This is a genomic window from Alkalibacillus almallahensis, from assembly GCF_011761495.1.
Taxonomy (GTDB): domain Bacteria; phylum Bacillota; class Bacilli; order Bacillales; family Alkalibacillaceae; genus Alkalibacillus; species Alkalibacillus almallahensis.
Genome location: NZ_JAASRU010000005.1, coordinates 61727 through 75668, shown reverse-complemented (window position 1 = coordinate 75668; position 13942 = coordinate 61727). Strand labels below are relative to the sequence as shown.

General features: G+C 37.5%; 9 protein-coding genes. All 9 read left to right on the top strand.

Annotated elements, in window-relative coordinates; genetic code table 11:
• Window positions 1-4 precede the first annotated feature (4 nt).
• Window positions 5-871, top strand: coding sequence for an efflux RND transporter periplasmic adaptor subunit (locus FHR85_RS05855; RefSeq protein ID WP_167261938.1), 867 nt, complete (start codon window positions 5-7; stop codon window positions 869-871).
• Window positions 872-874: 3 nt separating this feature from the next.
• On the top strand, window positions 875-3949 hold the full coding sequence (locus FHR85_RS05850; protein ID WP_167261937.1) for an efflux RND transporter permease subunit: 3075 nt from the start codon (window positions 875-877) through the stop codon (window positions 3947-3949).
• A gap of 359 nt (window positions 3950-4308) precedes the next feature.
• Window positions 4309-5247 (top strand): LCP family glycopolymer transferase, encoded by a 939-nt coding sequence (locus tag FHR85_RS05845; protein ID WP_167261936.1) that lies wholly within the window; start codon window positions 4309-4311, stop codon window positions 5245-5247.
• A gap of 40 nt (window positions 5248-5287) precedes the next feature.
• Entirely contained in the window at window positions 5288-6151 is an 864-nt protein-coding gene (gene galU, locus FHR85_RS05840) for a UTP--glucose-1-phosphate uridylyltransferase GalU (protein WP_167261935.1), read from the top strand.
• Window positions 6152-6254: 103 nt separating this feature from the next.
• Window positions 6255-9902, top strand: a complete 3648-nt coding sequence (locus FHR85_RS05835; RefSeq protein WP_167261934.1) for a M14 family zinc carboxypeptidase — start codon at window positions 6255-6257, stop codon at window positions 9900-9902.
• Between the two features lie 163 nt (window positions 9903-10065).
• Complete coding sequence (locus tag FHR85_RS05830; protein WP_167261933.1) at window positions 10066-11193, top strand: glycosyltransferase; 1128 nt, start codon at window positions 10066-10068, stop codon at window positions 11191-11193.
• 5 nt (window positions 11194-11198) lie between these two features.
• Window positions 11199-12323 (top strand): glycosyltransferase, encoded by a 1125-nt coding sequence (locus FHR85_RS05825; RefSeq protein ID WP_167261932.1) that lies wholly within the window; start codon window positions 11199-11201, stop codon window positions 12321-12323.
• Window positions 12324-12335: 12 nt separating this feature from the next.
• On the top strand, window positions 12336-13133 hold the full coding sequence (locus tag FHR85_RS05820) for a glycosyltransferase family 2 protein (protein ID WP_167261931.1): 798 nt from the start codon (window positions 12336-12338) through the stop codon (window positions 13131-13133).
• Between the two features lie 21 nt (window positions 13134-13154).
• On the top strand, window positions 13155-13931 hold the full coding sequence (locus FHR85_RS05815; protein WP_167261930.1) for an ABC transporter permease: 777 nt from the start codon (window positions 13155-13157) through the stop codon (window positions 13929-13931).
• The last annotated feature ends 11 nt before the right edge of the window (window positions 13932-13942 follow it).

Below are 13942 nucleotides of genomic sequence, written 5' to 3'. Positions count from 1 at the left end.
CAATATGAAAAAATGGATGATTATGCTTGTCGCAGCTCTAATGGTGTTAGCGGCATGTAGTGGCGAAAGCCAAGATGAAGAAGAAGATGTTGAAACAGAAACGCCAGTTGAAACGGTGGCAGTGAAACAAGAAGATTTCACAGAAACCCGTTCGTTCTCAGCGCGTGTTATGCCGAATGACCAATCGCCAGTCATGGCTCAAGCTGCTGGTGAAGTTGAAGAAGTCATGGCAGAGCGCGGGGAAACAGTGGAAGAAGACGATGTGTTATTAGAATACCAAACACAACGTGGCTTACTAGAGTTAGTAGCGCCAATGGACGGTTTATTAACAAATTTTAATTATGCAGAAGGTGACATGTTAACAACAGAAGAACCTGCAGGAATGGTGATCGACCGTGACCCGATGATTTTCCAATTCCAGGTCACACAATCAAACCGCAATCTTTTCTCTGAAGGCGACACGGTGACTTATGACGTGTCACAAGCTGATGCTACAGGTGAAGCAGAAATCACATATGTAGCGAGCAGCACAAGTGATAACGGCATGTTTAATGTCGAAGCAGAAGCTGACCAACCCGATGACACGATTCCATCAGGTTTAACTGGCCAAATTCAACTCGATCATGTCGTAGCGGAAAATGCTTTAATTGTACCGACTGAAGCGGTGATTGAGCGCAGTGGCCAATCATTTGTCTTTATCATGGAAGATGGGCAAGCAAAAGAAGTTAACGTTTCAATTATTCAAAAACAATCCGCCGAAACAGCGATTGAAGTAGAAGATGAACAACTCGCAGCAGACGATGCGGTCATTTCAAGTGGTCAATTAACGATTGAAGATGGCTCGAATGTTCGTGTCGTTGAGGAGGAATAACGTATGCGATTAGTGAATACATCGATTAAACGACCAGTCGGCGTCATTATGATCGTCTTGGCGATTTTAGCGATGGGCTTCATTTCATTCCGGAGTTTACCCGTTGATCTTTACCCGGATATTGAATTACCAATCGCAGTGGTTGCGACATCTTATGACGATGCGGCTCCTCAAGAAGTCGAAGAACTCGTAACGAAACCAGTGGAAGACTCTGTCGGCACGATTGAAGGGGTCGAAACCATTCAAGCTCAATCCCAACAAGGATCATCAATGGTGATGATTCAATTCTCGATGGATACCGACCTGGACCAGGCCATGCTAGATGTCCGTGAGTCGGTCGATCAAGTTCGTGGCTTTTTACCTGACAGCGCGAATGACCCAAGCGTGCTTCGTTTTGATCCCCAACAATTGCCCGTTATGTGGGTAGGTCTAACAGGATCTGACCAAGCGACACTTAATGATCTAGCTGAAAATGAAGTCGAACCACTCTTAAGTCGACAATCAGGCGTTGGCTCTGTCAACATTGAAGGCGGTCAATCTGAAGAAGTGCAGGTCGTTTTAGATGATGCGCGACTCAGTCAATTTGGCTTAACGACACAAGATGTGATGCAAGGCGTCCAATCGGCCAATCAGTCGGCTTCACTTGGCGTCGTGGACCGTGGCACGCAAGAATTACAGTTACGAATGCCAGGTGATTATGGATCAATTGAAGAAATCCGTGAAACCTTGATTCAAACAGGCGAAGGTGATTTCCTACAGTTATCAGATGTCGCCACTGTTGAACGAACCACGACGGACCAAAACCAGCGCACACTCGTGAATGGTGATCAAGCTGTCGTGACAAGTATTTTAAAACAGACAGATGCGAATACGGTTTCCGTTTCAGACGAAGTTAGAGCCTCATTAGATGATGTGCGAACGAATCTACCTGAAGCAGTCGATGTCAGTGTCGTTTTCGACACGGCTGAATTCATTCGCCAGTCGATTGACTCTGTTTTCCAAAATATTATCATCGGGGCAGCGTTTGCGGTAATGATTCTCTTATTATTCCTGAAGAGTTTCCGTGCGACGCTAGTTATTGGTTTATCGATTCCAATTGCGGTGATTACCGCTTTCTCACTCATGTACTTCTCCGGAGAAACGGTGAACATCTTAACGATGGGTGGACTCGCGCTCGGAATTGGTATGATGGTCGACTCCTCGATTGTTATACTGGAGCATATTTACACCTACAGGGAGAGGGGCTACCCGATTAAGGAAGCGGCCCGGCTCGGTGCATCGGAAATCGCGCCTGCGGTTGTAGCTTCAACGACGACGACTTTAGTGGTCTTTTTACCAATAGTCTTTGTTGAAGGTATTGCATCATCAATTTTTACGCCGCTCGCCTTAACGGTAGCGTTTGCGCTCATTGCGTCCCTCGCAGCTTCCGTGACCTTGATCCCGATGCTCTCGTCGAAATTACTGACGAAAGCCGTTGATCAAGGTGGACGTCGTTACTGGTTTGACCGATTCTTAGATGGCGTTGCAAGTATTTATCAAAAAGCGTTACGTAGAGTGCTACGCTTCCGTAAGACGACGATTTTTGGAACGCTCGCGATCATAATTGGTAGTTTACTACTTATCCCACAACTTGGCGCGGCCTTTATTCCTGAAGCCGACCAAGGCCAAATTGAGATTTCAGTAGAAACACCAAGTGGCACAAATTTTGATACAACGAACCAGGTCGTTGATCGTGTAAATAACATTTTAGATCAAGATCAAGACGTGATTGAATCCAACTTCGTCACAGTTGGTGGCGGTGGTGGCGCTACTGGTGGTATGGGCATGGGAGGTGCGAATAATACAGCTTCCTACATGGTCCAATTAATCCCATCAGGTGAACGCGATCGAACGACACAACAAGTGATGCAAGATTGGAACGACGCAACAGAAGACATTGCAGGTGCTGATATTACTGTTAGCGCGATGGGCGCTAGCATTAGTGGAGGCAATCCTGTTCAAATTCAAATCACGGGCGATGACTATGATACGCTACAGCAACTAGGCGATCAGTTCGTGAATATCATGTCAGAGGTAGACGGTGTTCACAACCCAACAACATCAGCCGAAGAAAGTCGTCCGGAAATGCAAATCACGCTAAATGAAAATGTTGCAAGCGAATATGGCCTCACCCAGCAACAAGTGATGGGCCAACTCCGGTCAGAAATGATGGGGCAAGTTGCCACTCAATTTAGAAGTGGTGGTGACGAATTAGATGTTCGTATCATGACACCTGAAGATAGTCGTGATTCAATTGAGGACATTCGGAATATGACGATTCAAGCACCAACTGGAGCCCAATTGACGCTTCAAGACATTGCTGAACTAGAACAAGTCCAAGGGCCAACGACGTTAACGCGTCAAAACCAAGAGCGCCAAATTAACGTCACAAGTGATGTAATCGACCGTGACTTAGGAAGCGTGACAAGTGATATTGAAGCAGAACTTTCAAATCTAGAAATGCCAGATGGTTATGACTATTCCATGGGCGGTGAAGCGCAAGATATGCAAGACGCATTTGGTGACTTAGCTGTTGCGCTCATCTTCTCGATTTTCTTAGTTTACGCTGTCATGGCTGTCCAGTTCGAGAACTTCTTGCATCCATTCACGATCATGTTCTCGTTACCAGCGACAGTTGTCGGTATTATCGGCGGTTTATTTATCACCGGTTTACCGTTCAGTATCCCAGCCTTTATCGGGGTTATCATGCTCGCCGGTATTGTCGTGAACAATGCGATCGTGCTGGTCGACTATATTAATATATTACGAGAGAAAGGTATAGAGCGCTTTGAAGCGGTACTCGAAGCCGGCGCAAACCGCCTTCGTCCGATCCTAATGACGACACTGACGACCGTGCTCGGTATGATCCCGCTCTCAATCGGACTCGGTCAAGGTGCAGAAGCCCAACAACCACTCGCTGTGGTTATCATCTTCGGCCTAACCGTCTCGATGCTCTTTACGCTACTCTTAATTCCAGTCGTCTACACGTTATTCGACGACTTATCGGCTAAATTTACGAAACGCCGTAAGAAGGAATAAACGAAGTTATTGTTTTGAAAAGTTGAATTTAAAATATAAAAAATGCGCTGTCCACAATGAGGCAGCGCGTTTTTTATAGGTTACAAAGGAAAGAGAGTATTATCAAATAGTTCGATGTGAGATTAGTTAAAAGATGTTGAAATCAGGTTAATTTGCAAGTAAACCTCTAAGTGAATAATATACTTTGTTTGACAGAGTCCGTGTAGAAATTTTAATTTGATATTCTTTATAGATGAAACACATTAAGCTTCTATTTCGTCTGATAAGTAGTTACCATGAAAATACATGGAATGACAATATTAAACTGTCTTATTTTATAGTATAATTTAATAAGAGCAAATAACGAAAGGTGAGTGTACATGGCGAGTCGTGTGGAACGCAAACAAAATCGTAAGAAGAGAAAATGGATCAAACCAACACTAATTATATTAGGTCTAATGGTGTTGGCCGTTGGTGTGTATGGTGCCTACCTATATAAACAAGTAGATGATACTGTTACAACCATGTATGAACCCTTGGACGACGATCAAGAAAAAGAAGAAGAGGTCAAAAAAAGGTTGGAAGCAGAGGAAACAATTAATGTTCTCTTATTGGGCGTAGATGAGCGTAATAATGATTCTGGGCGTTCTGACACCATGATCTTTGCCTCCTTGAACCCTCAAACGAATGAAATGATGATGTTGAGTATCCCTCGAGATACCCGTGTCGAAATCCCAGGACGAGGCATGGATAAAATTAATCACGCTTATGCATTTGGCGGTTCAGACCTTTCTGTAAAAACCGTTGAAAACTTTTTAGATACGACAGTTCATTTTTATGCAAGAGTGAATATGGAAGGCTTAAAAGATGGAGTTGATGCTCTAGGTGGGGTGACAGTGAATAATGATTTTGCTTTCACCCAAGACAATCACCAATTCGATCAAGGTGAACTGCACTTGAATGGTGAAAGAGCGTTAGCTTATGCTCGTATGAGAAAGAAAGACCCTGAAGGTGACTTGGGGAGAAATGACCGTCAACAGGAAGTTATTAATTCTATGGTCAAACAGGCGATGTCTTTTGAATCATTTACTAAAATTGATGATTTATTAAATGCAGTTGGCGATAATGTTAAAACGAATATGCAAATGAATGAAATGCGTCAAACCTTTACCAAATACCGTGGCACAAGAGATGAGACAGTCCACGAAGACATAAGTGGTCGAGGCGAAATGATTGATGACATTTGGTATTATATTGTGTCAGAAGAAGAACGATCGCGTGTTCGAAAAGCTGTACAACAACATATCGATGCGAATTAACTTAAAGATATCTATTAAAGATAGCTAAGGAGGACTATACTTGACGCAAGTAAAGAAAGCGATTATACCAGCGGCAGGTTTGGGGACGCGCTTTTTACCCGCGACCAAGGCATTACCAAAGGAAATGTTACCGATAGTGGATAAACCAACGATTCAATATATTGTGGAAGAAGCCATAGAATCAGGAATTGAAGATATTATTATCGTGACTGGAAAAGGAAAACGTGCAATTGAGGACCACTTTGATCAATCATTAGAATTGGAAGAAACCTTAGAGAAGAAGGAAAAATACGATCTACTTGAAAAAGTCAAAGAATCATCAAATGTAGATATCCATTACATTCGCCAAAAGGAACCGAACGGACTTGGGCATGCTGTTTGGTGTGCACGTAAATTTATCGGTGATGACCCATTTGCAGTTCTGTTAGGTGATGACATTGTGAGAGCTGAGACACCAGGATTGAAACAACTTATTAATCAATACGAAGCAACTGGTAAATCGGTGATTGGGGTGCAAACAGTGCCCTATGGTGAAACAAATCGTTATGGTATTATCGACCCGACTGATCAAGATGGTCGTTTATATAAAGTGAACCAGTTCGTTGAAAAACCTGTATTAGGTGAGGAGCCATCAAATCTAGCCATTATGGGACGTTATATTCTGAACCCTGAAATCATGGATTACCTAGATGATCAAGAAATTGGAGCTGGCAATGAAATTCAATTAACAGATGCAATACAACGTTTGAATGAAAACCAATCTGTTTTTGCCTATGATTTCGAGGGACGTCGTTATGATGTAGGTGAAATTAAAGGGTATCTAAAAACGATGATTGAAATGTCATTAGAACGTGAAGATATACGTGATGATTTGTTGAAGTTTATGGAAAGGGTAGTAGAGTAAATTTTGTTTTTGAAATGCTTAAGTATATGTGTTTAATGTTGAAAATGTACTATTAATCTATTATTGATAATTTGATAAACTTTAGTTATAAAGGAGAATTTAGTTGAAAAAATTATTTGTTTGTATTATTGTATTAAGTTTGTTTTTTACTTTTGAAATTCAAGCACAAGAAGCAACAGAAGATCCGCAAACCCAGAATGATAACACGGAATTAAGTGGAGATGAAGCAACAGAAGATCCGCAAACCCAGAATGATAACACGGAATCAAGTGGAGAAGAAGCAACAAAAGATCCGCAAATCCAGAATGATAGCACAGAATCAAGTGGAGAGGAAACAACAGAAGATACGAAGGACCAGAATGATAACACAGAATCAAATACACAAGAAGAAAATGAAAATTCCAGTAAACAGGACAATAGCACTTCCTCTAATTTGCAAGAAGAGCATACAGAATCGAACAAACAAGGTGAAGTCACAGACTCAAATACTGAAAAAAATGAATCTCAGAAATCTGTAGATGAATGGATAGAGCTTGCTGATTCCAAAAGAACAGCTTCCGGGATGTTAGCATCCTATATTGAGGCTTATAAGCAATACCCTGAAAATGATCAAATTATTGAAGGTGTACATAGATCTGCTAAATTATTGCTTAATTGGGCCACAGGTCAACATCAAGAAGGAGATATTGAAACAGCGAGAAATCGTTATGATACAATTCTTGAGGCGCCTGTTTTAAGTGAAGAGATTGAAAAAGAAACCACGAAGAAATTAGAGTATGCTAAAGCTCAAGAAACGCTACCGACAATTCAGGATTTTAAAAAGCAAGCTGACACGCTAAGAAAAGCATCATTATTAGTCGAATTGTATGAAGAGGCTCAACAGATATATCCAAATAACACTGATATAATAGAACGTCTGGAAGATAGCGCATCCTCTTTGTTTGAATGGGCTAAAAGCCAACAAGAAGCTACTGAATATAAGACGGCGGTTAACCGTTACGAACGTATTTTAGGTATTACATCAGTAAGTGATGAATTAAAGAAAAAAGTTAATCATCATTTAAATTATGCATCCCAAGATCAAAGAACACCAGACCAACAATATAACTTAGCGAAGAACTCAAGAACAGCATCGCGAATGCTGGAATTATATACGACAGGTTACGGATTGTATTCTGAAGATGACCGTTTCGAAGAGGGCGTTATTCAAGCATCAAGAAATCTATTAAATTGGGCCACAGGTCAACACCAAGAAGGAGACATTGAAACAGCAAGAAATCGTTATGAGACAATTCTTGAGGCGCCAGTTTTAAGTGAAGAGATTGAAATAGAAACCACGAAGAAATTAGAATATGCTAAAGCTCAAGAAACGCTACCGACAATTCAGGATTTTAAAAAGCAAGCTGACACGCTAAGAAAAGCATCATCATTAGTCGAATTGTATGAAGAGGCTCAACAGATATATCCAAATAACACTGATATAATAGAACGTCTGGAAGATAGCGCATCCTCTTTGTTTGAATGGGCTAAGAGCCAACAAGAAGCTACTGAATATAAGACGGCGGTTAACCGTTACGAACGTATTTTAGGTATTACATCAGTAAGTAATGAATTAAAGGACAAAGTTAACCATCATTTAAATTATGCATCCCAAGACCAAAGAACACCAGATCAACAGTATAATTTAGCGAAGAATTCAAAAACAGCATCACGAATGCTAGAATTATATTCGACAGGTTACGAATTGTATTCTGAAGATGACCGTTTCGAAGAGGGCGTTATTCAAGCATCAAGAAATCTATTAAATTGGGCCACAGGTCAACACCAAGAAGGAGACATCGAAACAGCGAGAAATCGTTATGAGACAATTCTTGATGCTCCTGTTTTAAGTGAAGAGACTGAAAAAGAAACCACGAAGAAATTAGAATATGCCCAAAATGGAGAAATACTGCCAACAGTTCAAGATTTTGAAAAGGATTTTAATGACACTAACATAGCATCTCAACAGTTAGAAATAGCTATAGAGGCGTATGTCTTATATCCAAAGAGTGAGGTAGTGAATCAAATATTAGAAACTAGTCAATCTAATTTATTGGATTGGGCCACAGATCAACATCAAGAAGGAAAGATTGAAACAGCCAGAAATAGATATGAAAAGGTTCTTGATAGTCCAATAGTTTCCGAGTTAGTAAAATCAGAAGCTGAAAACAAACTTGAATATGCTAAGGATAATCAAAAGTTACCTGAAGAAAAGTACTTCATATCACTAATAGAAAATTCGGGTATAGCATCAGAACATCTAGAAATTGCTAACGAAGGATACACATTATACCCAGAGAGTAAAAGATTGCAAGAGGTTCTACAAGATAGCCAGATTACATTGTTAGATTGGGCAACTAGTCAACATCAATCTGGGCGTATCGAAGTAGCAAAGAAACGTTATGAAAAGGTGATAAAGAGTTATACTGTTTCTTCGAAAATTAAAGCTGAAGCAGAATTTAAACTTCAATTATCTGAACAAGGTAAAGTTATTGATTCGGTATCAGATACCATTACTAAAGTAGAAAATTCGGTAAAAGCTTCAACTAGATTGAATTATCTTGAAAATGGAATAAAAATTCATCCTAGAAATGAAGAAATCAAAAGATTAATGAATAGTAATGCTAAGAATTTATATGCATGGGCTCAAGAAAAACATCAAACCGGGCAATTTGATACAGCTATAAATCGTTATAACAAGATTTTAAATTTGAAGCATGTAAATAATTCCTTAAAAGAAGAAGTTCGAGATAAACTTTCTCTTGCTGAAAACAGTGATAGAATTCACCCTATTGGTGATATAATAAATAGTAGTGGGGAATATTCTTATTCAGAAATGGCAAACGATATTACTCTTCTAGAAAATACGTATCCAGATTTAGTTAAAACAGAGATTATAGGTCAATCAGTAGATAGAAGAAATTTATATGCTGTTAAATTAGGGCATGGTGACAAAGAAATTTTTCTTAATGGCTCACACCATGCTAGGGAACATATGACGACAAATGTTCTAATGGAAATGATGGATGTTTATGCTGAATCTTACGAATTGAATCAAAATGTAGATGGGTATGACGTGAGAGGGCTTTTAAATAATGTCTCAATATGGTTCGTACCAATGGTAAACCCTGATGGCGTTATGCTAGTACAAGAAGGTGCTTATTCTGCAAGTAACCCAAGTAAAGTTATAGAATTGAATAATGGTAGCAGAGATTTCACTAGTTGGAAAGCAAATGTTAGAGGTGTAGATCTAAATAGACAATATCCAGCTGGTTGGGAAAACATAAGGGATAATTCTGGCACACCTTCATCAGAAAGATATAAAGGATATAAGCCTTTGAGTGAACCTGAAACAAAAGCATTAGCTGACTTCACTAATTCGCATGATTTTATGACTACTGTAGCTTATCATTCATCTGGTGAGATTATTTATTGGCATTACAATAATCCATCGTCTACTTTCTATAGAGATGAACAAATAGCTTCTAATGTTGGCACAATAACGGGTTATGAACCAGTAGATCCTACACCGAACCCTAGTGGTGGAGGGTATAAAGACTGGTTTGTGGAAGATAAAAACCTACCAGGAATGACAATAGAAATTTCCCCTTATACTTATGGAGAGCCTGTGCCATTAAGTTATTGGCCATCAATTTGGAATGAAAATAGGTCAGTAGGCCTTTACCTTGCAAAAGAAGCTTTGAATAGGTAACAAAAGAATCATAAATGTAATAGTTAAATTGCCTGGGTACCATACTAATTATACTCAGGCAATTTATGTGTTTATAATAAGTGAGTATTAAGTAGAATATTTTCAAGTATACCAATATGTTATAATTTACAAGTATAATTCGAAATATAAAGGAAGTAGTATGATGGATAAAAGAATTACCATTGTCTTTTTTATTTATTACCTTGGTTCAGGCGGTGCAGGAAGAACCTTTTTGAATATATTAAATAACATTGATCGAAATAAGTTTAGACCTATTTTAGTTACATGCAATTATGATGGGAGTTATGAACCTTATTTAAGTGATGATATTAAATTTATTAAATTGGATACTAAACGTTTAAGAAAGTCTATTATCCCCTTAGCCAAGATCATTAAGGAAAGTAAATCAGATATTGTTTTTAGTACTATACCTAATTATAATATAATTGCTATCCTGGCAAGACTTTTGTCATTCACAAATGCTCGTAATATTGTGAGAGAGGCAGCTTTACTAGGCGGAACAAGAAGTGAGAATTTAAAGTTAAAAATTTATGGTCTTTTCTATAAATTTTCAGTTCGTGTAATTGCACTCTCTGAGGGAGTTAAAACTAACTTAGTGAATAAATATAACTTATCGAAAAATAAGATTGATGTGATTTATAATCCAATAGACATTAAGCAAATTCGAGAGATGATGCTTGATAAATTACCGGATGATCACAATATGCTGGTTGAAACCGAAGAATTTAAATTCATTTCTGCAGGTCGTTTAGTTGATGATAAAGACCACAAAACTTTATTAAGAGCATTTGCTAAAGTTAGTGGGAAAGCTAACGTAAGGTTGTTACTTTTAGGAGAAGGGCCTCTAGAAAATGATCTAAAAATCTTAACACAGCATTTAAATATTGAAGAAAAAGTTAATTTTTTAGGCTTTCAAAAAAATCCCTATCCATTTTTTCGAGTGTCGGACGTTTTCGTACTTTCTTCTGAAAGAGAGGGGTTCGGCCATGTTCTTGCAGAAGCCTTAACAGCTGGATTACCTATAGTTTCAACTAATGCAGAACCTGGAGTTTCAGAGGTTTTAGATAACGGTAATTACGGAATACTAGTAAATGTAGGTGACGAAAACGATCTTGCTGATGGAATGAACAAAGCTCTAAATTTAAATGATGAAAGTCTTAAAAGTCTTTCTGAAAATGGAAAGTTAAGATCTAAAGAGTTTGAAGCCGTTAAAATAGTTAAACAATATGAAACTGTTTTTTTAAAAACTATTCAGAGAAATAAAGGATAATTAAAATGAGATCTAATAAAAAAGTCGTACATATGACGACGGTACACCATCCGTTTGATCCGAGAATTTACCATAAAGAATGCAAATCATTGTACGAATCTGGTTATGATGTTGTTCTTTTGGCACCAAGTACCGGTGAAAACGAAGACATCTTAGTACCTCATGTACCTATTAAACATTATTCAAGTAAATTAAAGAGAATGATTCTAGGTTCAATTGAAGTTTATAAAAAAGCAAAAAAATTAAAAGCTGATGTGTATCATTTTCATGATCCAGAGTTAATTTTTGTAGCTAGACTTTTGAAAAGACGTAATAATACTGTGGTATATGATGTTCATGAAGACTTTTTAACAAGTCTTGTTAAGAAAGATTATCTTAATAAGTTTGTGAAAAAGATTATTAAGTATAGCTTTAGATCAATTGAAAAAATATTCACCAAAGGATTTGAATTTATACTTGCTGAAAAATATTATCAAAACATTTATCCCAAAGGCAAATGGATTCTTAATTATCCAACTGTGAATCAACAATATATTGAACATCAGCGTAAGGATAAGCCAATCGAAAAGCGATTGCTATATACTGGTAATGTTGATATCCAACGTGGGGCACAAATCCACGCAAAAATTCCTGATTTGCATTCTGAAATAGGAGTTCATTTTGTTGGAAAATGTCCATTAAAGTTTGCTGAAGAAATTTATAGAATAGCAGGGGATACTAAAGAAAGAATTCATATTACTGGGATTAATAAGTTCATTGAAAAAGAAGAAATTGATAGGCAGTATTTGAGTAGAAATTGGTTGGCTGGATTAGCTATTTTTCCTCCAACGGATCATTATCAGAAGAAAGAACTAACAAAGTTTTTTGAATATATGAACGCAGGCATTCCGATTATTTGTTCAAATTTCAGTGCATGGAAAGAATTCGTCAATAAGCATCAATGTGGAATTGCTGTTGACCCTTATGATGATGATGAAATAAGAGACACAATCGATTATCTAGTAAGTAATCCGTCAAAAGTTCATGAAATGGGCCTGAATGGAAAAAAGGCTGTAATTAGTGAATTGAACTGGCAATCACAAGCAAATCGTTTAGTGGAATTGTACGATGATTGGACGAAAACCCAATAATAGGTGATATTAATGCTCACAGAAAACAAGGAGAAAACACCAATAGTTTCAGTTATTACACCCACATATAACTCCGAACAATTTATAGCTGAGACAATAGAATCTGTTATCAAACAATCTTTTAGTAATTGGGAAATGGTAATTGTAGATGATTGCTCAAGTGATAGCACGGTTGATATTATTAAACAGTATCAAATGATTGATTCGAGGATTAAGCTATATGAGTTGGATGAAAATAGTGGAGCTGCAGTTGCAAGAAATAAGTCGATTCGAAATGCTAACGGAAGGTATTTAGCATTTTTAGATAGTGACGATCTTTGGTACCCTGAAAAACTTGAAAAACAACTAGCATTCATGGAAAAAAATGATTTAGCATTCTCCTTTACAAAATATCAACGGATGAGGTTAGATGGGACTCTAACGAATAATATATCTAAAACGCCAAAGTCAGTCGGGTATCATGATCTTATGAAGCACTGTATTATAGGTTGTTTAACTGTAATGCTAGATAGACAAAAGATCGACAATATTGAAATGAAAAATATTAGACGAAGACAAGATTATGCTCTTTGGTTAACAATCACACGAAAAGGTTATCGTGCCTATGGATTACCCGAAATTTTAGCAAAGTATAGACTTGGACAGAATACTGTATCTAGCAATAAATTTAAGGCTGCTAAAGGGCAATGGTATGTATACAGGCAAATTGAAAAGAAAAATCTTTTGATAAGCTCTTATTACTTCTTACATTATACATTCCATGGATTGCATAATGCGCTAAAGTCAAAAATGAAGATTAACGAAAGATAAATATAGGCGGTGTCATGTTAAATGAAAAATTATATAGATGAAATCGTAAAAAGAAAGGACTTATTATTTTACTTAGTTAAGTCAGGGTTGAAAGCAGAACATAGAAATAGCTTTTTAGGTTATTTTTGGTGGTTATTAGATCCATTGTTAAGCGTTGTGGTTTATTACTTCCTAATTGTCATAGTACTTGGGAGAGGTGGAGAAAACTATGCAGTGTATCTAGTTATTGGCCTTGTGGTATGGCGATGGATTAGTTCTAGTATTAATAGTTCTGCTAAATCGATATTACGATATAGTTCAATTATTAATCAAGTATATTTACCAAAGTCAATTTTCCCCTTATCATTTACAGTTTCCCAAACATTTAACTTTATGTTCGGATTAATTGTTGTAGCAGGATTTTTACTTATAAACGGAACAATTCCTGGATGGGAAGTTATTTACCTCCCATTAATAGTACTTATAACCATTTTGTTTTTAATGGCTGTAGGCTTTGTTTTAGGCTATATAACTGTTTTTGTAAGGGATATTGATAACTTGTTAACGCATGTGATTAGAGTATTTTTCTATGCTTCACCTATCATATGGACAGAACAGCGATTACCAGAAGATTATAGTTGGGCGGTTGACTACAATCCTATTGCTGTATTAGTAGATGCCTATAGAGATGTCCTAATGTATAATTCACAGCCTCAGTTCACAGGGTTAACAACAATACTCATAGTTTCATTGGCTGTATGTGTTATAATGATTAATTATTATCGTAAGAATGAACATAAAATCATTAAGGCCCTATAAAAGAGAGTGAA